Source organism: Serratia sp. BFP-2025 (assembly GCF_050880365.1).
Classification (GTDB): Bacteria; Pseudomonadota; Gammaproteobacteria; order Enterobacterales; family Enterobacteriaceae; genus Serratia; species Serratia surfactantfaciens.
On sequence record NZ_JBPAFV010000003.1, the window covers coordinates 331,617 to 357,769 of the forward strand.

Below are 26,153 nucleotides of genomic sequence, written 5' to 3' on the forward strand. Positions count from 1 at the left end.
ACTAAACGGAGGTGGCCATGCCGCAATTTGATTACCTGAAGACGTCCATCAAGCAAAAAGGCTGTACTTTGCAGCAGGTGGCGGATGCCAGTGGCATGACCAAAGGCTATCTCAGCCAGCTGTTGAACGACAAGATCAAAAGCCCGAGCGCGCAAAAGCTGGAGGCGCTGCACCGTTTTCTCGGGCTTGAGTTCCCGCGCAAAGAGGTCAAAGTCGGTGTGGTGTTTGGTAAATTTTACCCGCTGCACACCGGCCACATCTATCTGATCCAGCGCGCCTGCAGCCAGGTGGATGAGCTGCACGTCATTTTGTGCCACGACGAGCCGCGCGACCGCGAACTGTTCGAGAACAGTTCGATGTCGCAACAGCCGACGGTCAGCGATCGCCTGCGCTGGCTGCTGCAGACCTTCAAGTACCAGAAAAACATCCATATCCACTCATTCGACGAGCAGGGCATCGAACCCTACCCGCACGGCTGGAACGTATGGAGCGATGGCATGAAGGCCTTTATGGAACAGAAGGGCATCGTGCCGAGCTTCATCTATTCCAGCGAAGCGCAGGATGCGCCGCGTTACCGCGAGCATCTGGGCATCGAAACCATTCTGGTCGACCCCGAGCGTTCGTTCATGAACATCAGTGGCAATCAGATCCGCCAGGATCCGTTCCGCTATTGGGATTACATCCCGACCGAGGTGAAGCCGTTCTTCGTGCGTACCGTGGCGATCCTCGGCGGCGAGTCGAGCGGCAAGTCGACGCTGGTCAACAAACTGGCCAACATCTTCAACACCACCAGCGCCTGGGAATATGGCCGCGACTATGTGTTTTCGCATCTGGGCGGCGACGAGATGGCGCTGCAGTACTCCGACTATGACAAAATCGCCCTCGGGCAGGCGCAATACGTGGATTTTGCGGTCAAGTACGCCAACAAGGTGGCGTTTATCGATACCGATTTCGTCACCACCCAGGCGTTTTGCAAAAAGTACGAAGGGCGTGAACACCCCTTCGTGCAGGCGCTGATCGACGAATACCGTTTCGATCTGGTGATCCTGCTGGAAAACAATACGCCGTGGGTGGCGGACGGCCTGCGCAGCCTCGGCAGCACCGCCGATCGGCTGGCGTTCCAGCGCCTTCTGGAGGAGATGCTGCGCGCCAACAATATCGAGTATGTGCACGTTGAATCCAGCGATTACGAGGAGCGTTTCCTGCGCTGCGTCGAGCTGGTGCAACAGCTGCTGGCGGCGGACGCCGGCCGGTTGAGCGCGCCCGCTTCTCGCCACGCCGCAGGCTGAACAGAATTAGCGGAATGTGCGATCGCGGCGGCAGAAACGCCACCCGGGCGCACATTTAACGGCTTGTTTAAACATGGTTCATTCGACAGCGACTAAGTTAAGATTTTCTTTACAATAACGCTTAGAAGAAGACATGTCTTATCGCTTACTTGCTCTCTGGTTGGTCTGCTATGCCGCAGCCTGGACGCTGCTGACGGTTCATCTTGATCCTACCCTGCCTTACGACGCCGTCGAGGCGCTCAACTGGGGCCTCAACGGCGAGTGGGGTTCACCGAAAAACCCGTGGCTGGTCGGTGCGGCGATGCATCCGGCGATTTGGCTGTCGTGGCTGCCGCTAAACGTTTACTGGTATGGCGGGCACTTCATCGCCATCGCCATCGGCATGTTGGGCGTCTGGCTGTTGGCGCGACGCCTGAGTGGCAGCACCTCGCTGGCCTGGATGGCGCTGCTGACGCTCAACCTGTCCGGCATCATCAATTTCGACATCATTCCCTATAACGACAATTACCTGTTGGTGATGCTATGGCCGTGGATGGCGTTGTTCTTCCATATGGCGATCTCCCGTTCGGCCAATTGGTGGCCGGCCTTCGCGTTGGTCGCCGGTCTGGCGATGATGGCCAAGTACTCGACCTTCGCCTTCGTTTACTTCGCGGCGCTGTCGACGTTGTTCGTGCCGCAGGTTCGCCGCTGCTATCGCCAGCCGCAGTTCTATCTGGCGGTGGCGATCTGGTTGGCGCTGGTGCTGCCGAACGTGGTCTGGCTGTGGAATCACGACTTCGCCGCCTTCAAGTGGGTGGATTCACAGATCAAGATGCAGCTCAATCTCGACATGCTGCAGTCGCTGCTGCTGGTGTTCTATCCGTCGCTGGTGCTGTGGTGGATCCTGCGCCGCAGCGGGGCGGTGCTGGCCTGGCCGAAGGCGTTGCCGATGCGGGTGCTGCTGTGGATCTACCTGCTGCCGCTCGGCATCATCACCTTCTGGTTTTCCTTCAACGTCGGCGGCCGGCTGACCGAGTGGCTGCAGCCGTTCTTCATGCTGGCGCCCGCGCTGCTGGTCGGCTGCGTGCGTCAACCGCCGGTGCGTTCGCTGCGCGCGGCGACCATTGGGCTGATGTGCGCGGCGCTGGCGGTCTATTTGGGGTATGCCGCAGTGATGGTGGGCAATGTGCGCAACGCCGGCCAGAAGATGGTGGGCATCAAGGCCTTCAGCAGTGAAGTGGAACAGCATTGGCGGGAGCGCTATGGCGTCGATCTGCGCTACGTCGGCGGTGAGTATCTGTCGCAATGGATGACGGTGTATGCCGATTCCCGGCCACAAACCATTACGCGCTGGTCCAATCATGCGCGGCCAAATATCTACAACGCCAACATCAGCTATCCGCAGATTGCCCAGCATGGCGTCGCCCTGTTCGGCCGGTTGGGTGACGATTGCGCGCACAGCGATTTCGGCGGGGAGCTGACCCACTGGCCGAAGATGCGCCTCGACTGGCAGCAGAACATGACGTTCCGTTCCGATCCGAACGCCGATGAGCAACGGCTATGCGTCGGGTTCGTGCGGCCGCAGTAACGGCGGCGCTGTGCGCCACCGCGAGTTGGCTCAGTACGCGATGACCAGCTTGCCTTGCATATGGCCGCCGAGCAGTTGTTGATGCGCGGCGGTCAGCGTTTCCACCGTCAGCCCGTGCAGGGTTTCGCTCAGCGTGGTGCTCAGCTTGCCGTCGTCCAGCAGCTGCGCCACCTGCTGCAGGATCTTGCCCTGCTGGGCGATGTCCGGGGTGCTGAACATGCTGCGGGTGAACATGAACTCCCAGTGCAGCGCGGCGCTCTTCAGCTTCAGCGCGTTTTGGTCCAGCGGCTGCGCGTTCTCGACGATGGTGCAGATATGGCCCAGCGGCGCGACCAGCTCGGCCATCGCCGGCCAATGGCCGTCGGTATCGTTCAGACACAGGATGTAATCCACCTGCTCGATGCCGTGCTGCGCCAGGTTGCCCTTCAAATCGCGGTAATCCACCACCAGATCGGCGCCGCGTTCGAGGCACCAGGCGGCGGATTCAGGCCTTGAGGCGGTGGCGATCACTTTCACCTTGCTGCGCAGCGCGGCCAGCGGGATCGCCAACGAGCCTACGCCGCCGGCGCCGCCGATGATCAGCAACGTCTTGTGCTCCGGCGCGTCCTGAATGTTCAGGTGCTCGAACAGCGCCTCCCAGGCGGTGAGGGCGGTCAGCGGCATGGCGGCGGACTCGGCCCAGTTCAGGCTGCGCGGTTTGTGCGCGGCGATGCGTGAGTCGATAAGTTGGTGGCTGCTGTTGCTGCCGGGGCGGGTGATGTCGCCGGCGTACCACACTTCATCGCCGGGCTTGAAGCCGCTGACGCTGCTGCCTGCGCTCACCACGACGCCGCTGGCGTCCCAGCCGAGAATGCGCGGCTGCTGCAGGCCGCTTTTCTGCAGGCCGGCGTGCACTTTAGTATCCACCGGGTTAACCGACACCGCTTTCACTTCCACCAGCAGATCGTACTGGCCGGGAATCGGCATCTCCGGTGAGATTTCGATGAAACCGGCAGGGTTCTGCGGGTCTACGGCAATGGCTTTTATCGACATGGTTGTACTCCTTTCAAATGATGCCCACAGTGTAGACCCGCGATAGTGGAGTGATAAGATGGACAATATCTAACTGAGTGTTCGTTTAAGGTGAACAATGGAATTCAAACAGCTGCAGGACATGGCGCTGTTCGCGCTGGTGGCGGAATGCGGCAGCTTCACCGCCGCCGCGCAGCGTGTTGGGCTGCCGAAATCCAGCGTCAGCCAGCGTATCAGCCAGCTTGAGCAGACGCTGGGGCTACGGCTGCTCAATCGCACCACGCGCCAGTTAAATCTCACCTTCGCCGGCGAGCGCTATCTGGAGCATTGTCAGGCGATGATGTCCGCCGCCGAGCGGGCCGATCTGGCGCTGCAGCGGCTGCGCGATAACCCGAGCGGGCGCCTGCGCATCTCGACGCCGGCCGGGCTGGGCGCGACCCTGGTGGCGCGGCTGGCGGCGGATTTTCAACGCCAGTACCCGGACGTTTCGCTGGAGGTGTCGGTGTCCGACGCGATGGTGGATCTGGTGCAGGAAGGTTTCGACGCCGCGCTGCGCACCGGCAAGCCACAGGATTCTTCGCTGATCGGCCGCCGCCTCGGCTATGCGCCGCGCTATCTGCTGGCGGCGCCGTCCTATCTGGCGCAGCACCCGCCGATCGAACATCCGCAACAGCTGCAGCAGCACCGCTGCATCGCCCATCGCGCCTGGACGGCCTGGAACCTGCGTTGCGGCGACGATTACTACCGCTGGCAGTTGCCGCTGGCGCACACCACCGACAACCTGCTGTATGCGCGCGAATGCGCTATCGCCGGCGCCGGCATTACGCTGCTGCCGGCGTTTCTCAGCCGTGAGGTGGTGGCGCAGAAGCTGTTGGTGGAAGTGCTGTCGGCGTGGCGTGCAGAGGGCAACGAGCTGTATCTGGTCTACCCGAGCCGCAAGCTGAACTCCCCGGCGCTGGCCTGTTTCATTGATGTGGTGCTGCAGCACCCGGCGTTCGACGACTACGCGCGCGAGCTGGCGCGGGAGTGACGGCGGGCGCGCGCAGAGCCTTTTAGGTTCAGGCGGCGCGCCGCGCCACCTGAACGATGCGTTTCCCTCTATTTTCGCCCGCCAGCAGGCCGATCAGTGCGGCGGGCAGCAGCTCGAAACCGGTGATCAGGTCTTCGATAATTGCGAGTTTTTCCTCAGTGACCCAGGCCGCGAGTGCCGCCAGCGCCTGTTCTTGCCGATGAAGGAAATCGGCCAACAGGAATCCCCGCATCGTCAAACTGTTGACGATCAGCAAACCGGGTATCCCGGCAGGCGCTGCCGGCGGGGAGGCCGTATCGTACTGCGACACCGCACCGCAGCAAACGATGCGTCCATGCTTCGCCATATGCGGCAGGCTGGCCGCCAAAATATCGCCGCCGACGTTATCGAACAGCACATCGATGCCGTTGGGACACGAGCGGCGCAGGGCGTCATGCAGATTTTCCTTCTTATAATCTATCGCCGCGTCGAAACCCAACCTGTCCGTCAGCAGAGCCGTTTTGGCGCCGCCGCCGGCAATGCCCACCGTGCGGCAGCCGCGAAGCCGGGCGATTTGTCCGGCGAACATGCCTACCGCCCCCGCGGCGGCAGATACGACGACGGTTTCACCGGCCTCTGGGCGTCCGCATTCCAGCAGACCGAAGTAAGCGGTGAGTCCAGGCACGCCGTAAACGCTGAGCAAGTGCGTATGCGGAACGATGCCCGACTGCTTGAGCGCGCCAGCCGCCGGTACGGCCGCAAAGGTTTGCCAGCCGGTTTCCGCCAGCACTAAATCACCGGCGGCCAGCAGGGGAGAGCGCGACTCGACGACTTCGGCCAGCGCGGTTGCGGCCATGACGTCTCCCGCCTGCAATCCGGAACGATAAGTGACGCCCTGCATCCAGGCTCTGCTGGCCGCATCCAGTGGCACGTAAAGCGTGCGCAACAGCACCTCTTCGGGGCCGGGGAGCGGCATGGGGGCCTCTCGAGTCTGAAAACAATCGAGGGTCAGCTTTCCTTGCGGGAGTTTAGCGAGGATGATTTGACGATTCTGCATAGAAGGTCCCCTATTTAAATCTTGCCGAAGGCATCGACACCGGTGAGTTGCGCCGACAGTTTCCACAGGCGTTGGGCTTGTTCAGGATCGACGGCGTAGCTTTTTACGCCGCTGAAGGAAAAGCCGTTGTCATCGTTGCGCCGGGCGACATCGCAATCTTCGCAATACAATCCGCCAAGGCCATTGAGTTGAGGCGATGTCGCCGCCCAAACCTGGGTTGCCGCGCCTTGTTGCGGGGTTTTCAGCATTTCCGGGTGGGCGGGTTTGCCGTCGGCGTCGATCCAGTCCAACGCGAGCATCTCTTCCTGCGAGAGATAGCGCTGCAGCGGCGTTGGGATCATGCCGGGATGCAGCGAGAAGGCGCGCACGCCAGCGTTTTTCCCCAGCTTGTCAAGCTGCAGGGCGAAGAGCGCGTTAGCGGTTTTCGATTGGCCATAGGCCAGCCACTTGTCATAGCCGCTGTGAAATTGGACGTCATTCCAGCGTATGGCACTGGCATGGTGACCGGAAGAGGAGATGACGACAACGCGGGCGTCGCCCATCAACGCCGGCCAGAGGTGGTTCACCAAAGCGTAATGCCCCAGGTGGTTGATCGCGAATTGAGCCTCCCAGCCTGGGCCGATACGGGTTTCAGGACAGGCCATGATGCCGGCGCCGCAGATCAACATATCGAGGTGGACGTCTGTCGCCAGAAGTTGTTGCGTGAACCCTTTGATGTTGCTCAGATCGGCCAAATCAAGCTCATAAACCTCAGCGTTGCTGATGCCGGCGATGGCCAGACGCGTGTGGGCGATAACGGGGTCGCGGGCGGCGACGATCACCTTCGCCCCCGCCTGCGTCAAAGCGCGAGTCGTTTCCAACCCCAGGCCGGAATGACCGCCGGTCACCAGCGCTGTCATGCCGGCCAGTTGACGGTCTTTGAGCACGTCGGCGGCGGTGGTGGTAGCGTTGAAGCCGGAGTTGAGGGGCACTTGTCTGTTCATTGGGAATTCCTCGCTGCAGTTGACTGTGACACTGGGAGTGTAAGTCGGCGTTATCGGCGGCTGAATGCAACAAAAACCTAATTTCTGTCGCCATCGTCCTAAAACCTTTGGCTGGGGCATCGCACGGGCTATGCTCTTGAAAGGGCCTTAGGGGGAGAGGGTATGGATCCTTTATCGGAAGTGCTTGCGCCGTTGAACAGCCAGAATGCGTTTTTCGGCGGCCTGAAGGCCGGCGGCGACTGGGCCGTTCATTTTCCTGCGCCGCAGAGCGGGAAGTTCAACGCTGTGGTGCGTGGCGGCTGTTGGCTGGCGGCGGAAGGGCTGGCCGAACCGCTGTGGCTGGCGGCCGGCGACTGTTTGTTGCTGACCCGCAGCTTGCCGGTCACCGTTGGCAGCGATCTGTCGCTGCCGGCACTCGATGCTGACGCACTTTATCTGCAGGCAAAAAACGGCGTGGCGAGCTGTGGCGAGGCGGAGGATTGTCTGTTTATCGGCGGGCGTTTTACCTTTGGCGAAGAGGTGGAGCGGTTATTGGGTACTTTGCCGGCGCTGATGGTGATTCGAGGCGGCACTGAAGAGGCCGCGGTGTTGCAATGGGCGTTGCAGCGGCTGGCGGGCGAGCTGCTGAAGCCTTCACCGGGCAGTGCCTCGATGGTACACCATCTGGGGCAGATCATGTTGACTCAGGCGCTGCGGATGTACCTGATGGGAGAAGAGAGCGTGGCGTCCGGTTGGCTGCCCGCCTTGTTCGATCCGCGCATCGGCGCCGCGATGCAGGCGGTGCATGCCGATCCTGGCCGGCGCTGGACGGTGGCGTCGCTGGCCGCCGCTGCGAGCGTTTCCCGCTCGACGTTGGCGTTGCGCTTTAAGCAGAAGGCCGGCATGGCGCCGTTAGAGTATGTGTCGCGCTGGCGCATGCTGTTGGCTGCACGGGCTTTGCGTACCGGCAGCGAACCGGTGTCCGCCATCGCGCAGCGCTTGGGATACGATTCAGACAGCGCGTTCAGCCACGCCTTTAAGAGAATGATGGCGTGCTCGCCGCGCGAGTATCGCCGGACACGGGCATAAAAAAAGGCGCCGCATGCGGCGCCTTTCGGATCACTTGGCGATCTTTTTGTACTTGATGCGGTGCGGCTCGAGCGCGTCGGCGCCCAGCGTACGCTTCTTGTACTCTTCGTACTCGGTGAAGTTACCTTCGAAGAATTCCACCTTGCCTTCATCCTGGTAGTCCAGGATGTGGGTGGCGATACGGTCGAGGAACCAACGGTCGTGCGAGATCACCATGGCGCAGCCAGGGAATTCCAGCAGGGCGTTTTCCAGCGCGCGCAGGGTTTCGATATCCAGGTCGTTGGTCGGTTCATCGAGCAGCAGTACGTTGCCGCCAACCTGCAGCAGCTTGGCCAGGTGCAGACGGCCACGCTCACCGCCGGACAGCTCGCCCACGCGTTTGCCCTGATCGACTCCCTTGAAGTTGAAGCGGCCGACATAGGCACGGCTTGGCATCTCGGTGTTGCCGATGCGCATGATGTCCTGCCCGCCGGAGACTTCTTCCCAGACGGTTTTCGAACCGTCCATGCTGTCGCGGAACTGATCGACGGACGCCAGCTTGACGGTGTCGCCCAGCACGATGCTGCCGGAATCTGGCTGCTCCTGGCCGGACATCATGCGGAACAGCGTGGATTTACCCGCGCCGTTCGGGCCGATGATGCCGACGATCGCGCCTTTCGGCACCGAGAACGACAGGTCGTCGATCAACAGGCGGTCGCCATAGGACTTACGCAGGTTGCTGACTTCGACCACTTTATCGCCCAGACGTGCGCCAGGCGGAATGAACAGTTCGTTGGTTTCGTTACGTTTTTGGTATTCGGTGTTGTTCAGCTCTTCAAAGCGGGCCAGACGGGCCTTGCCTTTGGACTGACGGCCTTTGGCACCCTGACGCACCCACTCCAGCTCTTTCTCGATCGACTTGCGGCGAGCGGCTTCGGCGGATGCTTCCTGCGCCAGACGCGCATCTTTCTGTTCCAGCCAGGATGAGTAGTTGCCTTCCCACGGAATGCCCTCGCCACGGTCCAGCTCGAGGATCCAGCCGGCAACGTTGTCCAGGAAGTAACGGTCGTGGGTGATCGCGACGACGGTGCCTTCGAAGTCGTGTAGGAAACGTTCCAGCCAGGCCACGGACTCGGCGTCCAGGTGGTTGGTCGGTTCGTCCAGCAGCAGCATGTCCGGTTTTTCCAGCAGCAGGCGGCACAGCGCCACGCGGCGGCGTTCACCGCCGGACAGATGGGCGATTTTGGCGTCCCAGTCCGGCAGGCGCAGCGCATCGGCGGCACGCTCCAGCTGCGCGTTGAGGTTGTGGCCGTCGTGCGCCTGAATGATCTCTTCCAGGCGGCCCTGTTCGGCGGCCAGCTTGTCGAAGTCTGCGCCTTCTTCCGCGTACAGCGCGTACACTTCGTCCAGGCGTTTCAGCGCGCCGACCACTTCCGCCAGCGCTTCTTCCACCGACTCACGCACGGTGTGTTCGAGGTTAAGCTGCGGCTCCTGCGGCAGGTAACCGATCTTGATGCCCGGCTGCGGGCGCGCTTCCCCTTCGATATCGGTATCGATGCCGGCCATGATGCGCAGCAGAGTGGACTTACCGGCGCCGTTCAGGCCCAGTACGCCGATTTTTGCCCCAGGGAAGAAGCTCAGGGAGATGTTTTTCAAAATATGACGCTTCGGCGGTACCACCTTGCCGACGCGGTGCATGGTATAGACGTATTGAGCCACGTTGCTCTAAGCCTCTCTATATCAGTATTTATAGGATGTCTGGCGGCATGAGTGTAGCCCGTTTCGATCTCGGATCCCAGACATCGCTCAGCGATCGCCAAGTATAACCGTTTATGCGCCGATAAAGGCGCATATTGGTGGCTTATGGCGTGACGACGATCGCGACGCGGCGGTTTTCCGCGCGGCCGCTGGAGGTGCGGTTGTCGGCGACGGGATCGCGTTTGCCCATGCCGCGGGTTTCGATATTGGCGCGTGGAATGCCGACGCTGGCCAGCAGATCGGCCACCGCATCGGCGCGGCGCAGGGAGAGCTGGTCGTTATAGCTGTCTTCGCCGTAGTTGTCGGTATGGCCGTCCAGACGGAATTTGGTGATGCCGACGCTCAGCAGCGCGCGCCCCATCTTCTGCACCGTCTCGGTGCTTTCCGGGTTCAGCTTGCCGATGTTGTTGCCGAACAGCACTTTATCCGACAGGCCGAACTCCCAGCCGTTGTCGGTCAGTTTGAAGCCCTGCGACTGCAGCAGCGCGACCTGCTCGGGCGTCAGCCCCTGCGGTTTGCTCTGGCAGCCGGCGAGCGCCAGCAGGGCGACGAACACCATCGTCAACAGTGAAAAACGGCCTTTAAACAGTTGCTGTATCATAGTCAAAATCCCTAGTTCAAGTGTTATAGCTGCGGCTCTTATTTGTGTATCGCCAGCCGCCAGCCTCCGTGATAACGATGCTTTGCCTGATACATTGCATCGTCAGCTTCGTGCAAAAGACCCTGAGGCGTCGCCGCGTGATCAGGGTACAGCGCAATACCGATACTCAGAGAGGTGATGATCGTCTCGTCGTTCGGCAAAATGACCGGCTGCGTCATGCAGTCGATAATATTATCGGCGATCTGCAGGACATCTTCCGTGCTGTGCACCGGTGCCAGCAGCACGGCGAACTCATCCCCTCCCAGGCGCGCGACCAGATCGGTTTCACGCAGCTGCGCGCGAATGCGCCCGGCGATGGTGGTCAACACCGCATCGCCTGCGGCGTGGCCGTAACTGTCGTTCACTTCCTTGAAGCGATCGCCATCGATAAATAGCACCGCCAATTTTGCCGACGGCTCGATATCGCCCAGGGCGCGGCTCAGCCGTCCTTCGAAGAAGGCGCGGTTCGGCAAGCCGGTCAGGCTGTCGTGCGTCGCCCGGTGGGCCAGCGAGTCGTTCTCCTGTTTCAGGTGGGCCTGCCAGGCCTCCAGCTCGTCGAGCAAGCCGTTGAAGTCGTTGCTGAGCTCGTGCAGTTCGGCGATCGGCGCCGACGGCACCCGCAGGCCGAAGGTGCGATCGCGGCGTACCGCATGCGCCACGTTGGCGATGTCGTCCAGCGAACTGACGATGCCGACCAGCATGCGGCGCGACAGCACCAGGGCGCACAGGGTACTGAGCACCAGACAGGCGATCATGCCGACCAGGCCGCGCAGCAGGAAACGCAACAGGCTGCCGCCGTTGCCGCTCAGCCAGACCTGACCGACCTGCTTGCCCTCATGTGTGATGGGCAGGATGACCGGCTCGGGCAGCGCCCAGTGCGCGACGATCTGCTCCAGACCGTGTAGCGGCCCGTCGGTGGGATGGCGCCAGTTGGCCAGCATCTTGCCGTTATTGTCGAGGATCCGCGCGTCCGACACCTCTTCGTTGGACGCGATCAGCATCAGCGCCTCGCGCGCGGCAGCGCGATCTTCAAACACCACTGCCGCTTCAACGGTATAGCTGATGGAGCGCGCGATCAGATGCAGGTTGTGGTTGGCGTAAGCGCGCAGCGCAAACAGCGCTACCAGCGTCAAAAAGATGCCGGCGGTGCCGACGGCGATCAGCGCCAGCCCAAGATGCACCCGCTGCAGCACCCGGCCCAGCGTCGGGCGCGCATTGCCGGAACGGTTTTTACGCAACAGTCTCATAGCGGCGGCGCCTGTTTGCGCGCCAGTTGCAGCACGTTGGGGTGAACGCGTACGCCGCTGCGCGCCAGGGCGTCCAGGTTGACCTTGAAGCTGGCCTGATCCCCATCGATCTGCAGGCAGAATGCGCTGCCGGCGGAGCATTCGCTATCGTTCTCGCTGATGCTGAGAATGGAGTTGCCGGAAATGCGCTGCATGAAATTTTGTCTCTGCGCGGCGTTGATGTTCCCTAGATAGATGACATCACAGCCGGTACTCAGCGTTGGGCTGTCGAACGGCACACGTTCAGTTTTAATTGGACGCGGCGCGCTCAGCAGAATCGGATCGAACAGCCCCTCGGCATACTGGGTGGGTGCGGTCACGCACAACCGGATAGGATTGGGTTCACGCGACCAGCGGGCGTAGCTGATGATGCCTACCACCACGGTCGTCACGGCGTGCGTGCGCTTTTGATAGGGATCATCGGCGGCGTGCGCAGGTCCGGGCAACGTCAGCAGAACCAACAGGACGATCAGCAACAGGCGGCCGATATGCAGACGTGCGGCAAGGAAGCCCGGCACGGGGCTTTTTGCGCAACGCATCACTATCGCGGTGTTATTCGCCATCTTCACCCGCCATTCCGGTCTGATCCACCGCCCGCAGGCCGTGGCCCGACAAGGGAAAATCCGGCCCGCTTGCAGGGACAATCGTTTTGCTGAAAGCTGTCAGTTGCACTGCCTAATGAACACTATCTAACCCATAATTGGCGCGGATTGTATTATAAGATGTCTTCGTTGGGCGCTTTATGTGCTGTTTTCTCGGAATTATCCTACTTATTTTTGATAGTATAAAAATGCCCACTCGGGTTTGCCACCGCTTTTCTGCAAAGTTGGTGCGTTTGGCCAGCTGTCAGGCGATTTGCGCAACGGTTGCGCCATCCTGTAAATGCAATAATGTGATAGCTAATAATTAAAAAGTATTTTACTTGTCTCTGAGCTACGAGGTCGGCTAATAAAAATCCGGCTGACGAAAATAGCCGGGCGTCCTGATTTGTCAGCCTAAGTAAACGTTTTTTACCTGGCTCCCGCCATGGCGATACACTTCTTCTTCTACAGTATTGAATGGATGGGCGATCGCGCTGTCTATGGTAGATATCCGCGTCCGGGCCGTGCGCCCGGTTTTATTTTGTCCCGCGGCGCCGTGGCGCGGCGGTCACCGGGGAGCTGGGCGGCTCCTGCGGCACAACCTGTGAGGAAAGAGCGAGGATGGTCAAGGTGGACAAGCGACGGCTGTTGGCGATGGGGCTGTGCCTGACGGCGTTTTCTGGCGCGGCGCTGGCGGATTCTCTGGATGCGCAGCGTCAGCGCTACCAGCAGATCAAGCAGGCGTGGGACGGCAATCAGATGGACGTGGTGGCGCAGTTGATGCCGACGCTACGCGATTACCCGCTTTATCCTTATCTGGAATACCGCGAGCTGACTCAGGATTTGAGCCAGGCGGGATTCTCCGAGGTGAACGACTTCATCAAGCGTAATCCGACGTTGCCACCGGCTAAATCACTGGCGCCGCGCTTCGTCAATGAACTGGCGCGTCGCGAAGACTGGCGCACCCTGTTGGCTTTCAGCCCGCAGCCGCCCAAACCGGTGGCGGCACGCTGCAACTATTACTACGCCAAATGGGCTACCGGCGATCAGCAGGCGGCCTGGAGCGGCGCTGACGAGCTGTGGCTGAACGGCAAAACGCTGCCGGGCGCCTGCGATCGGCTGTTCAGCGTCTGGCGCGGCGCAGGCAAGCAGACCCCGCTGGATATTCTGGCGCGCATGAAGCTGGCGCTGAAAGAGGGCAACAGCTCGCTGGTCAGCAACCTCTATAGCCAGCTGCCGGCCGATTATCAGACCATGGGCAACGCCCTGGTGCGCTTGCAAAACGATCCGACCACCGTGGAAGCCTTCGCCCGCAGCGTGGGGCCGACCGACTTTACCCGCGCCGCCACCGGCATCGCCTTTGAACGCCTGGCGCGGCAGGATGTGGAAAACGCGCGGGCGATGATCCCGACGCTCGCGCGGCTGCAGAAAATGAGCGACGACGAGCGGCTGGGGCTGGAAGAGGCGGTGGCCTGGCGCCTGATGGGCAACGATGCCACCTACGAGCAGGCGCAATGGCGCGATCAGGTGATCCTGCGCAGCCGTTCGCCTTCGCTGCTGGAGCGCCGGGTGCGCATGGCGCTGGGTAACGGCGATCGGCAGGGGGTGGCGACCTGGCTGGCACGCTTGCCGGAAGAGTCGCGCAACAAGGATGAGTGGCGCTACTGGCGCGCCAGTCAGCTGATGGACGAAGGCAAACGCGCCGAAGGCGAGGAGATGTTGCGCAACCTGATGACCGAACGCGGCTTCTATCCGATGGTGGCGGCGCAGAAGCTGAACGCCACTTACCCGGTGATGGTGGCGGTGGCGGCCAAGCCGCGCGCGTCGCTGACCGACGGGCCTGAAGTCGCCCGGGTGCGCGAGCTGATGTACTGGAACATGGACAACCTGGCCCGCAGCGAGTGGGGCTCCTACGTCGCCAGCCGCAGCCGGCCTGAACAAGAGGCGCTGGCGCGTTACGCCTTTGAGCAGAAATGGGCCGATCTGAGTGTGCAGGCGACCATCGTCGGCAAGCTGTGGGACCACCTGGAGGAACGTTTCCCGGTTGCCTGGCCGCAGGAGTTCCGCCGCGCCACCGATGACAAGGGGATCACCAGCAGCTATGCGATGGCGATCGCGCGCCAGGAGAGCGCCTGGAATCCGAAGGCGCAGTCGCCGGTCGGCGCTTCCGGCCTGATGCAGGTCATGCCGCGTACCGCGCAGCATACGGTGCAGATGTTCAATATTCCCGGCTATGTCGGCCCGAGCCAGCTGTTCGACCCGCAGACCAACATCACCATCGGCACCAGCTATCTGGAGTCGGTCTATCAGCAGTTCGGTCGCAACCGCATTCTGTCGAGCGCCGCCTATAACGCCGGCCCGTCGCGGGTGAACACCTGGCTGGGCAACAGCGCGGGGCGGATCGATCCAGTGGCGTTCATCGAAAGCATCCCGTTCTCGGAGACCCGCGGCTACGTCAAGAACGTGCTGGCTTACGACGCGTTTTACCGCTACCTGACGCATCGGCCGGCCAAGGTGCTGACCGACGCCGAGTGGCAGAGACGTTATTGATTTTGACGGCCCTATGGTATGCTGCTGTACTAGTTAAATAGTATGGTGGCTGCCATGACGCAATTATCGTTAAACGACCCCGCTCTTTCAGAACAAGGCAATGAGGATTGGCTGCGCTTCGTCGCGTTGCTGCAGAATTCGTTTGCGCAAGAACTGCATCAACCGCTGTTGCAGCTGATGCTGACGCCGGACGAACGCACCGCGCTGGGCACCCGGGTACGGATCATTCAGGAATTGATGCGCGGCGAGATGAGCCAACGCGAGCTGAAAAATGAACTGGGCGCGGGGATCGCCACCATCACCCGCGGTTCGAACAGCCTGAAAGCGGCGTCGCCCGCGCTGAAACAGTGGCTTGAGCAGCAGCTGCTGCACGATGCGCCCTAGCAGGCTCTGCGCTATTGCTGATAGATGGCGTTGTGGAACGGCACCAGCGCCAGCAGCAACGCCTGATGGTAAACGCTGGTGCGGCTCAGCCGGCCGTCGGTGAAGACGCCGATGGCGCCGCCCTGACGCTTCACCTCGGCGTTACCGGTGATCGCCGCCATTTCGCTGCCTAATTCGCGGCCGTCGCGAATACCCTGTAAGATGACTTCCGGCAGCATCAGGCTCGCCGAGCGGGATTCGCCGCGGATGTGCGGGTTCTCGACGGTCATCCAGGCGAAGGTCATATTCTCTTCAATCCCGGCTTCCACGCCGACCCAAAAATCGGCCTCGGGCCTGACCTGGCGCGCTTCCATCACGCGTTGACGCGAGCCGGTGCGGGTTTCGTGATTGCCTATCGGCTGCAGCGAGACGCCGCTGGCGACGTCGACGGATTCAATGCGGTACTGGTCCGCGCCAAAGACGTCATCGAAGGCCAACTGAATAGCCTTGATCTTTGCCGGGTTGGTAGTTGCAGCGACAACATGGTACATAACGGGTTTGATATCCTTCTGGCCGATACGCCGGGCAGCGGCAACAGCGCCGCCGGGCCGGGGATAAACGCAAATTTCACGCAGTATAACGGAAAACAAAAATGTTACAGGTATACCTCGTTCGCCATGGCGAAACGGAATGGAACGCGGCTCGCCGCATCCAGGGTCAGTCCGACAGCCCGTTAACCGCCATGGGTGAGCACCAGGCTCGCCTGGTCGCCAGGCGCGTCAGCAAGGAAGGCATCACGCACGTCATTACCAGCGATCTGGGGCGCACGCGCCGCACCGCGCAGATCATCGCCGAAGCCTGCGGCTGCGAAGTGATTTGCGATCCGCGTTTGCGTGAGCTGCACATGGGGGTTCTGGAAGAACGCCTGATCGACAGTTTGACGCCGCAGGAAGAACAGTGGCGCAAACAGATGGTCGATGGTACTCCTGACGGCCGCATCCCTCAAGGCGAATCCATGGAGGAGCTGGGTGAGCGCATGCGCGCCGCGCTGGAGAGCTGCCTGATGCTGCCGGAAGGCAGCAAGCCGCTGCTCGTCAGCCATGGCATCGCGTTGGGGTGTTTGATCAGTACGGTGTTGGGGCTGCCGGCCTATGCGGAACGCCGTTTGCGCTTGCGCAACTGCTCACTGTCGCGCGTCGACCACCAGCAAAGCCCGTGGTTGGCTTCCGGCTGGATCGTTGAAACGGCGGGCGATGTCACGCACCTGGACATGCCCGCGTTGGACGAACTGCAGCGTTAACGCCGAATCGGGATCAGGTAATCGCACTTGATCTCGATAGGCGCCTGATGTGGACGGCGCTCGCCTTTCGGATAGAAACGTTCGATGTCGTGCCCTTTGCGGCGCGTCAGTTTGAGCGCCGGCAGGCAGGTGCCGTAGACCGTCAGAATAAAATCTTGCAGACCCTCGGTAGGCCCTTCATAGCTGAACATGGCAAACTCGCCGCCCGGCAGTACCAGTGGCTGGCCGTCCTGTACCTTTTCCGGCACCTGATCCGGCTCCAGCGCCGTGGTGTACAGCACTTCCTGCTCGTCGTCCTTCTCCTGGCTCGGACGTGAGTGATGCAGCCCGTACAGCACCGGCGGCAGGGTTTCTACGTCCCCGAGGAACTGGCGCCAGAACTGCGAGCGCAATTCGGTGCGCACGGTGGTGATCTGTTCCAGCGTACAGGAGTAGCTTTGGGTCAGGCCGACCAGCTGCTTATCCGGCAACGAGACGAACTCCGGCTGCGGCAGGGTGAAGGCCCCCAGACGGATCGGCGGGCAGATGCCGAACGCGTTCCAGTCCTCGGCACGGCGGTACAGCGCCGGCGTTTGCGCAAACTGTTTTTTGAAGGCGCGGGTGAAGGTCTGCTGTGAGTCGAAGCGATATTGCAGGGCGATATCCAAAATCGGCCGGCCGGTCAGACGCAGCGCGACGGCGGCTTTGGACAGCCTCCTTGCCCGGATGTAAGCACCGATGGCGTTACCGGTAATATCTTTGAACATCCGTTGCAGGTGCCATTTGGAGTAGCCGGCCTTGGCCGCTACGTTATCCAGCGACAAGGGTTGGTCCAAATGGCTTTCCAGCCAGCTAAGCAGATCACGAATGATACCGGCTTGATCCATAGATCTTCCTCGTAAAGCTTGGGGGTAGGAACCCGAACTGTTGATTCGTCACGCTGGTGCTGCGCTATCAGACCGATCCATGAGCCATTATGCGTTGCACTCTTTGCCTCTGCTGCGCATGCCGCGCCAGAGTTGGATTGGGGTACACCGTAGTGGGCGCAAAGAAATAACGACGCCGCATCATAGCAATTTTTTTCCTCCGCGACTCTCAAAGATTTTTGTCACGCTCTGTGCTAAAACGGACGGTGCGGACCCGTAAAAACCCGATTCCGTGAGCTTAGACATAAATAATGGTGATCGCCGAGCCTATTTTCGCGGCATGGTTATATCGGAGTTAAGTAAATGAAAAAAAGCTGGATATTATTATTCGGTTTGGTTTGCGCAACCCTGGGTAGCGCACAGGCGGAGCAGGTAGGTTCCGTTGATACGGTGTTTAAATTATTGGGGCCGGACCACAAAATCGTGGTGGAGGCGTTCGACGATCCTGATGTTAAAAATGTAACTTGTTATATCAGCCGTGCCAAAACCGGCGGCATCAAAGGCGGCCTGGGGCTGGCGGAAGATACCGCCGACGCGGCCATTTCCTGCCAGCAGGTGGGGCCTATCGAGCTGAGCGACAAGATCAAAAACGGCAAGGCGGAAGGTGATGTGGTATTCCAGAAACGCACTTCGCTGGTATTCAAGAAGCTGCAGGTGGTGCGTTTCTACGACGCCAAGCGCAATTCGCTGATTTACCTGAGCTACTCCGACAAGGTGATCGACGGTTCGCCGAAGAACGCGCTGAGCGCGGTGCCGATCATGCCGTGGGCTGAGACGAAATAAAAAAACGGGGTTCAGCATGCTGAACCCCGTTTTCATGACGGCAGGCTGGAATTACTCTTCCAGATCGCCGCAGAAGCGGTAACCTTCGCCGTGAATGGTGGCGATGATCTCCGGCGTGTCCGGCGTCGATTCGAAGTGCTTGCGAATGCGGCGGATGGTGACGTCTACGGTGCGGTCATGCGGCTTCAGCTCGCGACCGGTCATCTTCTTCAGCAGTTCGCCACGGGATTGGATCTTGCCCGGGTTTTCGCAGAAGTGCAGCATGGCGCGGAATTCGCTGCGCGGCAGCTTATACTGTTCGCCTGCCGGGCTGATCAGCGAGCGGCTGTTGATGTCCAGCTCCCAGCCGTTGAACTTGTAGCTCTCGACCAGGCGACGCTCTTCACCGAGGCTGCCCAGATTCATGGTGCGCGACAGCAGGTTGCGCGCGCGGATAGTCAGCTCACGCGGGTTGAACGGTTTAGTGATGTAATCGTCGGCGCCGATTTCCAGGCCGAGGATTTTGTCCACTTCGTTATCGCGACCGGTCAGGAACATCAGGGCAACGCTGGCCTGTTCGCGCAGTTCGCGCGCCAACAGCAGGCCGTTTTTGCCCGGCAGGTTGATGTCCATGATGACCAGATTGATATCATTTTCGGACAGGATATTGTGCATCTCTGCACCATCATTGGCTTCATGAACAATGTAGCCTTCCGCCTCGAAAATGCTCTTCAGGGTGTTACGAGTGACTAACTCGTCTTCGACAATCAGAATGTGCGGGGTCTGCATATTTGCTACCTAAAATTGCCAACAAAATAGAAAATCGGAAGTACAGAAGTCTCTGTTTTCTTAGAGGAGGGCAGAGATAGCGCCACGTTCCCTCTCAGCAAATGACTAAAGTACGTAAACTCGTTCTTGATGCACTTTCCATCTCATGTCAACAAGATCGCTAGCTTGGTGGGGATGCCGTTCCCTACAACCCCTGAGGTGCCAAAACGGCGCATATCCTAACCCCATTAACAGCAATATAACAGCGCGTGCCGAATTCATCACCCAACAAAACTACGCTTTGTTGACATATATCAAATTCAATTGTAGCACGTTAACAGATTTGTGAAAAACACTTACAGAAATGCCAGTTTAAGTCACAGAACCTCAAATTCTGTGAACGATTCAGCATTATCTCGTGCGATAGGATACAATTATTCGCTTATTGATCATCGTGTTGTTTTAACTCATTGATAAATAAATGAGGTAAAACATAAGCACGAATAATGACTATTACGACGGGTTTATTAGCTCAACGAGCCGTTTAACCTTGTTTGTTGCTATTAACGCGTTTATTGTTACGCAATTGTAAATATAAGCGGGCGCTGCGCCATCGTCAAAAACGCAGGCTCGCCTTCGGTGGATGAGTGATGCAGCTTCATATTGTTTTAGTGGCTCCGGCGCGGCCGGAAAACGTCGGCGCGGCGGCGCGCGCGATGAAAACCATGGGCTTCGCTTCGTTGCGCATCGTCGACAGCGAGGCACATCTGCAGCCGGCGGCGCGCTGGGTGGCACACGGGGCCGGCGAGATCCTCGACGGCGTGCAAACGTTCGCCACGCTGGAACAGGCGCTGGCGGACGTGGATTTCACCGTCGCCACCACCGCCCGCAGCCGCGCGCGTTTTCACTACTACTGCACGCCGCCTGAACTGCTGGAACAGCTGAGCGAGCGCCGGCAATGGGTCGGCCAGGCCGCGTTGGTGTTTGGCCGTGAGGATTCCGGCTTGACCAACGAAGAGCTGGCGCTGGCGGATTTGCTGACCGGCGTGCCGATGCAGGCGGATTACCCGTCGCTTAACCTGGGGCAGGCGGTGATGGTGTACTGCTACCAACTGGCGAGCCTGATGGGCGTCAGCACGGCGCCGGAAACCACGGCGTCGGAAGGGCAACTCAAGGCGCTGCGCCGCCGCGCCGATGCTTTGTTGAATACCCTGGATGTCGGCGACGATCAAAAATTGCGCGACTGGCTGCATCAGCGCCTCGGTGCGCTGCAACAGCGAGATACGGCGATGTTGCATACGCTGCTGCACGACATCGAAAAAAAACTCGCCAAGTGATAGCGGCTCCATCAGGCGGTTACTCAGTGTGATCTACTGGTAAATTGCAGCTAAGTCGTGTTTTTGTTCTGTCATCTTGCTTTTTACCTGCGATATCGCGCAACGATGCCGTTGAACGGAAAATAAGCAAAAAAAAGAAATCGTTTGACTTGGGATAGCGATTGCTTTAACCAATAGAGGGGACAGAACATTTCATGAGACAGACAGACAACATGCGCAACATCAGCCTGAATACCACAATTATTACCACCACCGATACCACAGGTAACGGGGCGGGCTGACGCGCACAGGAAACACAGAAAAAAGCCCGCACCTAATCAGTGCGGGCTTTTTTTTCGGCTTAAATTCGGAGAGATCACAAATGCGAGTGCTGAAATTTGGCGGAACCTCGGTAGCGAATGCAGAACGTTTTCTGCGCGTCGCCGACATCATGGAGAGTAACGCGCGTCAGGGACAGGTAGCCACGGTCTTGTCCGCCCCCGCAAAGATCACCAACCATTTGGTGGCGATGATCGAAAAAACGGTGGCGGGTCAGGACATTCTGCCGAATATCAGCGACGCAGAGCGGATCTTTGCCGACCTGCTGAGCGGCCTGGCGCAGGCGCTGCCGGGCTTTGAGTACGATCGCCTGAAAGGCATGGTCGAGCAGGAATTCGCGCAGCTCAAGCAAGTGCTGCACGGCGTCTCGCTGCTGGGGCAGTGCCCGGATAGCGTCAATGCGGCGATCATCTGCCGCGGCGAAAAGCTCTCCATCGCCATCATGGAAGGGGTGTTCCGCGCCAAGGGCTACCCGGTCACGGTAATCAATCCGGTGGAGAAACTGCTGGCGCAGGGCCACTACCTGGAGTCCACCGTGGACATCGCCGAATCCACGCTGCGCATCGCCGCCGCGGCGATCCCGGCTGACCACATCGTGCTGATGGCCGGTTTCACCGCCGGTAACGACAAAGGCGAGCTGGTAGTGCTGGGCCGCAACGGCTCCGACTATTCCGCCGCGGTGTTGGCCGCCTGCCTGCGCGCCGACTGTTGCGAGATCTGGACCGACGTCGACGGCGTTTATACCTGCGATCCGCGCACCGTGCCAGACGCCAGGTTGCTGAAATCGATGTCGTACCAAGAGGCGATGGAGCTCTCCTATTTCGGCGCCAAAGTATTGCATCCCCGCACCATCACGCCGATTGCCCAGTTCCAAATCCCTTGCCTGATTAAAAACACCTCCAACCCGCAGGCCCCCGGCACGCTGATCGGTCAGGACGGCACCGATGACGCGATGCCGGTGAAAGGCATCACCAACCTGAACAACATGGCGATGATCAACGTCTCCGGGCCGGGCATGAAAGGCATGGTCGGCATGGCCGCCCGAGTGTTCGCCGTGATGTCGCGCGCCGGCATTTCGGTGGTGCTGATCACCCAGTCCTCTTCCGAATACAGCATCAGCTTCTGCGTGCCGCAAGGCGAGCTGCAGCGCGCCCGTCGGGCGCTGGAAGAGGAGTTTTATCTGGAGTTGAAAGACGGCGTACTGGATCCGCTGGATGTGATGGAACGCCTGGCGATCATCTCGGTGGTCGGCGACGGCATGCGCACCCTGCGCGGCATCTCCGCGCGCTTCTTCTCCGCGCTGGCGCGCGCCAACATCAATATCGTCGCCATCGCCCAGGGGTCTTCCGAGCGCTCAATCTCGGTGGTGGTCAGCAATGACTCCGCCACCACCGGCGTGCGCGTCAGCCACCAGATGCTGTTCAATACCGATCAGGTGATCGAAGTGTTCGTCATCGGCGTCGGCGGCGTCGGCGGGGCGTTGATCGAGCAGATCTACCGCCAGCAGCCGTGGCTGAAGCAAAAGCATATCGATCTGCGGGTGTGCGGCATCGCCAACTCGCGCGTGATGCTGACCAACGTGCACGGCATCGCGCTGGACAGCTGGCGCGACGAGCTGGCCGGCGCGCAGGAGCCGTTCAATCTCGGCCGCCTGATCCGGCTGGTGAAAGAATATCACCTGCTGAACCCGGTGATCGTCGATTGCACCTCCAGCCAGGCGGTGGCCGATCAATACGCGGACTTCCTGGCGGACGGCTTCCACGTGGTGACGCCGAACAAAAAGGCCAACACCTCGTCGATGAACTATTATCAGCAACTGCGCGCGGCCGCCGCCGGTTCGCATCGCAAGTTCCTGTACGATACCAACGTCGGCGCCGGTCTGCCGGTGATCGAGAACCTGCAAAACCTGCTGAACGCCGGCGATGAGCTGGTGCGTTTCTCCGGCATCCTGTCCGGTTCGCTGTCCTTTATCTTCGGCAAGCTGGACGAAGGGTTGTCGCTGTCGGCGGCGACTCTGCAGGCCCGGGCCAACGGTTACACGGAGCCGGATCCGCGCGACGATCTGTCCGGTATGGACGTGGCGCGCAAGCTGCTGATCCTGGCGCGCGAGGCCGGTTACAAACTGGAGCTGAGCGATATCGAGGTCGAGCCAGTGCTGCCGCCGTCCTTCGACGCCTCGGGCGACGTGGATCAGTTCCTGGCGCGGTTGCCGGAACTGGATAAAGAGTTTGCGCGCAACGTGGCCAACGCCGCCGAGCAAGGCAAGGTGCTGCGCTATGTCGGCCTGATCGACGAAGGGCGCTGCAAGGTGCGCATTGAGGCGGTGGACGGCAACGATCCGTTGTATAAAGTGAAGAACGGCGAGAACGCGCTGGCCTTCTACAGCCGCTACTATCAGCCGCTGCCGCTGGTGCTGCGCGGCTACGGCGCCGGTAACGATGTGACCGCAGCGGGCGTGTTCGCCGATCTGCTGCGCACACTGTCATGGAAGTTGGGAGTTTAATATGGTTAAGGTGTATGCACCGGCCTCGATCGGTAACGTCAGCGTCGGTTTTGATGTGCTGGGCGCGGCGGTTTCGCCGATCGACGGCACGCTGCTGGGCGACTGCGTCAGCGTGGAAGCCGCCGAGACGTTCAGTCTGCAAAACGCCGGGCGCTTCGTCAGCAAGCTGCCGGCCGATCCGAAAGAGAACATCGTCTATCAATGCTGGGAGCGTTTCTGCCAGGAGATCGGCCGCGAAGTACCGGTGGCGATGCGTTTGGAAAAGAATATGCCGATCGGTTCGGGGCTGGGTTCCAGCGCCTGTTCGGTGGTCGCCGGGCTGATGGCGATGAACGAATACTGCGATCGCCCGCTGGACAAAAACACGATGCTCGGGTTGATGGGCGAGCTGGAAGGGCGCATTTCCGGCAGCGTGCATTACGACAACGTAGCGCCTTGCTACCTGGGCGGTCTGCAGCTGATGCTGGAAGAAGACGGCATTATCAGCCAGGAAGTGCCGTGCTTCGACGATTGGCTGTGGGTGATGGCCTATCCGGGCATCAAGGTCTCCACCGCCGAAGCGCGCGCTATTTTACCCGCGCAGTACCGCCGCCAGGATTGCATCAGCCATGGCCGTTATCTGGCCGGCTTTATTCACGCCTGCCACACCCGGCAGCCGCAGCTGGCCGCCAAATTGATGAAGGACGTGATCGCCGAACCGTACCGCACCCGGCTGCTGCCGGGCTTCGCCGAAGCGCGCAAGGCGGCGCAGGAGATCGGCGCGCTGGCCTGCGGCATCTCCGGCTCCGGCCCGACGCTGTTCGCCGTCTGCAACGACGGCGCCACCGCGCAACGCATGGCCGCCTGGCTGCAACAACACTATCTGCAAAACGACGAAGGTTTTGTTCATATTTGCCGTCTGGATACCGCAGGCGCTCGACTACTGGGATAACGCATGAAACTGTACAACCTTAAGGATCACAACGAGCAGGTCAGCTTCGCGCAGGCGATCAAACAAGGCCTGGGCAAGCAGCAGGGGCTGTTTTTCCCGCTGGAGCTGCCGGAGTTCGAACTGACCGAGATTGACCAGCTGCTGGAGCAGGACTTTGTCACCCGTAGCAGCCGCATTCTGTCGGCCTTTATCGGCGAAGAAGTGCCGGAGGCGGCGCTGAAGAAACGCGTGCAGGCCGCCTTTGAGTTTCCGGCACCGGTAGCGAAAGTGACCGAGGATGTCTCTTGCCTGGAGCTGTTCCACGGCCCGACGCTGGCGTTCAAAGACTTCGGCGGCCGCTTTATGGCGCAGATGCTGGCGGAAGTGGCCGGCGATCAGCCGGTGACCATTTTGACCGCCACCTCCGGCGACACCGGCGCCGCCGTGGCGCACGCCTTCTATGGCCTGAAGAACGTTCGGGTGGTGATCCTCTACCCGCAGGGCAAAATCAGCCCGCTGCAGGAAAAGCTGTTCTGCACCCTGGGCGGCAATATTCACACCGTGGCGATCGACGGCGATTTCGACGCCTGCCAGGCGCTGGTGAAGCAGGCGTTCGACGATCAGGAGTTGAAAGAGGCGCTGCACCTGAACTCGGCCAACTCGATCAACATCAGCCGCTTGCTGGCGCAGATCTGCTACTACTTCGAAGCGGTGGCGCAGTTGCCGCAGGAAGCGCGCAATCAGCTGGTGATTTCGGTGCCGAGCGGCAACTTCGGCGATCTGACCGCCGGGTTGCTGGCCAAATCGCTGGGCCTGCCGGTGAAGCGCTTCATCGCCGCGACCAACGCCAACGACACCGTGCCGCGCTTCCTGACCAGCGGCCAGTGGCAGCCGCACGCCACGGTAGCGACGCTGTCCAACGCCATGGACGTGAGCCAGCCAAACAACTGGCCGCGCGTGGAGGAACTGTTCCGTCGTAAGGTCTGGCAACTGAAAGAGCTGGGGCACGCGGCGGTCAGCGATGAGACCACCCAAGACACCATGCGTGAACTGGCTGAGCTGGGCTATATCTCCGAACCGCATGCGGCCATCGCTTACCGCGCGCTGCGCGATCAGCTGCAGGAAGGGGAGTTCGGGCTGTTCCTCGGCACCGCGCATCCGGCCAAGTTTAAAGAGAGCGTGGAAGCGATCCTCGGCCAGGAACTGCCGTTGCCGAAAGCGCTGGCGCTGCGGGCCGATCTGCCGCTGTTGTCGCACACGCTGCCGGCCAATTTCGGCGAGCTGCGCAAATTCCTGATGGGGCTGCCGGCCTGACGTTCGGCCGGCTAAAATGCGAAAAGCCGTCTTGCGACGGCTTTTTTTATGCCTGTTCCGGGCGTTTGAACACCAGCTCGTTGCCCTGCGAGGCGGCTTCGTCGAAGGCGTAGCCTTCCAGGTTGAAGTCCACCAACTGCTCGCTGCGCGTCAGGCGGTTTTTGATGATAAAGCGGCTCATCAACCCGCGCGCTTTTTTGGCGTAGAAGCTGATGACCTTGTACTTGCCGTTCTTCTCGTCGAGGAACACCGGCTTGATCAGCGCGCCATGCAGTTTGGCCTGCTTCACCGCCTTGAAATACTCGTCGGACGCCAGGTTGACCACCACGTCGTCGCCCTGCTGCTCCAGCGCTTCGTTGAGTTTTTGGGTGATCTGATCGCCCCAGAAGCTGTACAGGTCTTTGCCTTTCGGGTTTTCCAGCTTGATGCCCATCTCCAGCCGGTACGGCATCATCAGATCGAGCGGGCGCAGCACGCCATACAGGCCGGACAGCATGCGCAAATGCTGTTGGGCGAAGTCGAAATCGGCTTCGTTGAAATCCTGCGCCTGCAGGCCGGTATAAACATCGCCCTTGAAGGCCAGCAGCGCCTGGCGGGCGTTGTCCGGGGTAAATTTCGGCTGCCATTCGCTAAAGCGCGCGGCGTTGAGCCCGGCCAGCTTGTCGCTGATGCTCATCAGGCTGGCGATTTGCGCCGGCGTCAGCTCGCGGCAAATTTTGATAAGCCGCTGAGACTTGTCCAGCAGTTCGGGCTGCGTGAAGCGTTGTGTCGCCAGCGGGCTTTCGTAATCGAGCGTTTTTGCAGGGGAAATAATAACGAGCATGGCCAGATCCTGTTTATCCAAGTGCGCATACTGTAGCAAAAAGCGCGTAAAAAAGGGGCAATCGGTCCAATA

Annotated in this window: 24 protein-coding genes and 1 other annotated feature; of the genes, 13 read left to right on the top strand and 11 right to left on the bottom strand. The window is 60.4% G+C overall.

What is annotated here, in order from left to right; all coding sequences use genetic code 11:
• Positions 1–17: 17 nt before the first annotated feature.
• Both nadR and ACRAWE_RS19670 read left to right on the top strand, forming a co-directional pair.
• Positions 18–1,289: a multifunctional transcriptional regulator/nicotinamide-nucleotide adenylyltransferase/ribosylnicotinamide kinase NadR gene (nadR, locus tag ACRAWE_RS19665; protein WP_019454996.1), complete on the top strand. Its 1,272-nt coding sequence runs from the start codon at positions 18–20 to the stop codon at positions 1,287–1,289.
• Positions 1,290–1,422: 133 nt separating this feature from the next.
• Positions 1,423–2,856, top strand: coding sequence for a glycosyltransferase family 39 protein (locus ACRAWE_RS19670; RefSeq protein ID WP_432525787.1), 1,434 nt, complete (start codon positions 1,423–1,425; stop codon positions 2,854–2,856).
• A gap of 30 nt (positions 2,857–2,886) precedes the next feature.
• Here ACRAWE_RS19670 and ACRAWE_RS19675 read toward each other — a convergent pair whose 3' ends face one another.
• Positions 2,887–3,888, bottom strand: a complete 1,002-nt coding sequence (locus ACRAWE_RS19675) for a zinc-binding alcohol dehydrogenase family protein (RefSeq protein ID WP_432525788.1) — start codon at positions 3,886–3,888, stop codon at positions 2,887–2,889.
• Positions 3,889–3,985: 97 nt separating this feature from the next.
• On the opposite strand from ACRAWE_RS19675, the gene ACRAWE_RS19680 reads away from it, so the two are divergent.
• Complete coding sequence (locus ACRAWE_RS19680) at positions 3,986–4,897, top strand: LysR family transcriptional regulator (protein WP_019454999.1); 912 nt, start codon at positions 3,986–3,988, stop codon at positions 4,895–4,897.
• A 28-nt stretch (positions 4,898–4,925) separates the two neighbouring features.
• Here ACRAWE_RS19680 and ACRAWE_RS19685 read toward each other — a convergent pair whose 3' ends face one another.
• The gene (locus ACRAWE_RS19685; RefSeq protein WP_025159619.1) at positions 4,926–5,933 is read right to left on the bottom strand and encodes an NADP-dependent oxidoreductase; all 1,008 of its coding nucleotides are present in this window, start codon (positions 5,931–5,933) and stop codon (positions 4,926–4,928) included.
• A gap of 14 nt (positions 5,934–5,947) precedes the next feature.
• Positions 5,948–6,916, bottom strand: a complete 969-nt coding sequence (locus ACRAWE_RS19690; RefSeq protein ID WP_019455001.1) for an SDR family NAD(P)-dependent oxidoreductase — start codon at positions 6,914–6,916, stop codon at positions 5,948–5,950.
• Between the two features lie 162 nt (positions 6,917–7,078).
• On the opposite strand from ACRAWE_RS19690, the gene ACRAWE_RS19695 reads away from it, so the two are divergent.
• Complete coding sequence (locus ACRAWE_RS19695) at positions 7,079–7,984, top strand: AraC family transcriptional regulator (protein ID WP_063918126.1); 906 nt, start codon at positions 7,079–7,081, stop codon at positions 7,982–7,984.
• A gap of 30 nt (positions 7,985–8,014) precedes the next feature.
• On the opposite strand, the gene ettA is transcribed toward ACRAWE_RS19695, so the two are convergent.
• The 4 genes from ettA to ACRAWE_RS19715 form a co-directional block, all read right to left on the bottom strand.
• The gene (gene ettA, locus ACRAWE_RS19700) at positions 8,015–9,682 is read right to left on the bottom strand and encodes an energy-dependent translational throttle protein EttA (protein ID WP_025159620.1); all 1,668 of its coding nucleotides are present in this window, start codon (positions 9,680–9,682) and stop codon (positions 8,015–8,017) included.
• A gap of 142 nt (positions 9,683–9,824) precedes the next feature.
• A complete protein-coding gene (locus ACRAWE_RS19705) occupies positions 9,825–10,322 on the bottom strand; it encodes an OmpA family protein (protein ID WP_019455003.1) in 498 nt (165 codons plus the stop codon).
• 38 nt (positions 10,323–10,360) lie between these two features.
• Positions 10,361–11,608: a diguanylate cyclase domain-containing protein gene (locus tag ACRAWE_RS19710; RefSeq protein ID WP_019455004.1), complete on the bottom strand. Its 1,248-nt coding sequence runs from the start codon at positions 11,606–11,608 to the stop codon at positions 10,361–10,363.
• Positions 11,605–12,216 (bottom strand): YfiR family protein, encoded by a 612-nt coding sequence (locus ACRAWE_RS19715; protein WP_025159622.1) that lies wholly within the window; start codon positions 12,214–12,216, stop codon positions 11,605–11,607. Before ACRAWE_RS19715 ends, ACRAWE_RS19710 begins: the two co-directional genes overlap by 4 nt.
• 633 nt (positions 12,217–12,849) lie before the next feature.
• On the opposite strand from ACRAWE_RS19715, the gene sltY reads away from it, so the two are divergent.
• Complete coding sequence (gene sltY / locus ACRAWE_RS19720) at positions 12,850–14,778, top strand: murein transglycosylase (RefSeq protein WP_432525789.1); 1,929 nt, start codon at positions 12,850–12,852, stop codon at positions 14,776–14,778.
• Between the two features lie 54 nt (positions 14,779–14,832).
• A complete protein-coding gene (gene trpR, locus ACRAWE_RS19725) occupies positions 14,833–15,162 on the top strand; it encodes a trp operon repressor (RefSeq protein ID WP_016929152.1) in 330 nt (109 codons plus the stop codon).
• A gap of 11 nt (positions 15,163–15,173) precedes the next feature.
• Here trpR and yjjX read toward each other — a convergent pair whose 3' ends face one another.
• Positions 15,174–15,692 carry an inosine/xanthosine triphosphatase gene (yjjX, locus tag ACRAWE_RS19730; protein ID WP_025159624.1) on the bottom strand — a complete coding sequence of 173 codons (519 nt, stop codon included), beginning with the start codon at positions 15,690–15,692 and terminating at the stop codon, positions 15,174–15,176.
• 101 nt (positions 15,693–15,793) lie between these two features.
• Between yjjX and gpmB the strand changes: the two genes are divergently transcribed.
• The gene (gene gpmB, locus ACRAWE_RS19735) at positions 15,794–16,441 is read left to right on the top strand and encodes a 2,3-diphosphoglycerate-dependent phosphoglycerate mutase GpmB (RefSeq protein ID WP_019455008.1); all 648 of its coding nucleotides are present in this window, start codon (positions 15,794–15,796) and stop codon (positions 16,439–16,441) included.
• Here the strand turns inward: gpmB and robA are convergent.
• A complete protein-coding gene (gene robA, locus ACRAWE_RS19740) occupies positions 16,438–17,307 on the bottom strand; it encodes an MDR efflux pump AcrAB transcriptional activator RobA (RefSeq protein WP_019455009.1) in 870 nt (289 codons plus the stop codon). The genes gpmB and robA overlap by 4 nt on opposite strands.
• A 342-nt stretch (positions 17,308–17,649) precedes the next feature.
• Here robA and creA point away from each other — a divergent pair, with 342 nt between their 5' ends.
• A complete protein-coding gene (gene creA, locus ACRAWE_RS19745) occupies positions 17,650–18,129 on the top strand; it encodes a protein CreA (protein ID WP_019455010.1) in 480 nt (159 codons plus the stop codon).
• 51 nt (positions 18,130–18,180) lie between these two features.
• Here creA and arcA read toward each other — a convergent pair whose 3' ends face one another.
• Positions 18,181–18,897 (bottom strand): two-component system response regulator ArcA, encoded by a 717-nt coding sequence (gene arcA / locus ACRAWE_RS19750; protein ID WP_004933003.1) that lies wholly within the window; start codon positions 18,895–18,897, stop codon positions 18,181–18,183.
• A 629-nt stretch (positions 18,898–19,526) separates the two neighbouring features.
• On the opposite strand from arcA, the gene ACRAWE_RS19755 reads away from it, so the two are divergent.
• From ACRAWE_RS19755 to thrC, 5 genes are all read left to right on the top strand, one after another.
• Positions 19,527–20,213: a tRNA/rRNA methyltransferase gene (locus ACRAWE_RS19755; RefSeq protein ID WP_019455011.1), complete on the top strand. Its 687-nt coding sequence runs from the start codon at positions 19,527–19,529 to the stop codon at positions 20,211–20,213.
• Positions 20,214–20,425: 212 nt separating this feature from the next.
• Positions 20,426–20,494: a thr operon leader peptide gene (gene thrL, locus ACRAWE_RS19760; RefSeq protein WP_071998276.1), complete on the top strand. Its 69-nt coding sequence runs from the start codon at positions 20,426–20,428 to the stop codon at positions 20,492–20,494.
• Positions 20,433–20,550, top strand: a sequence feature (Thr leader region). It overlaps the preceding gene by 62 nt.
• Positions 20,551–20,574: 24 nt before the next feature.
• Positions 20,575–23,034, top strand: coding sequence for a bifunctional aspartate kinase/homoserine dehydrogenase I (gene thrA, locus ACRAWE_RS19765; RefSeq protein ID WP_019455012.1), 2,460 nt, complete (start codon positions 20,575–20,577; stop codon positions 23,032–23,034).
• Between the two features lies 1 nt (position 23,035).
• Positions 23,036–23,965 (top strand): homoserine kinase, encoded by a 930-nt coding sequence (gene thrB, locus ACRAWE_RS19770; RefSeq protein WP_063918133.1) that lies wholly within the window; start codon positions 23,036–23,038, stop codon positions 23,963–23,965.
• A 3-nt stretch (positions 23,966–23,968) separates the two neighbouring features.
• The gene (thrC, locus tag ACRAWE_RS19775) at positions 23,969–25,258 is read left to right on the top strand and encodes a threonine synthase (protein ID WP_063918134.1); all 1,290 of its coding nucleotides are present in this window, start codon (positions 23,969–23,971) and stop codon (positions 25,256–25,258) included.
• Between the two features lie 46 nt (positions 25,259–25,304).
• On the opposite strand, the gene yaaA is transcribed toward thrC, so the two are convergent.
• The gene (yaaA, locus tag ACRAWE_RS19780; protein ID WP_432525790.1) at positions 25,305–26,081 is read right to left on the bottom strand and encodes a peroxide stress protein YaaA; all 777 of its coding nucleotides are present in this window, start codon (positions 26,079–26,081) and stop codon (positions 25,305–25,307) included.
• Positions 26,082–26,153 lie beyond the last annotated feature (72 nt).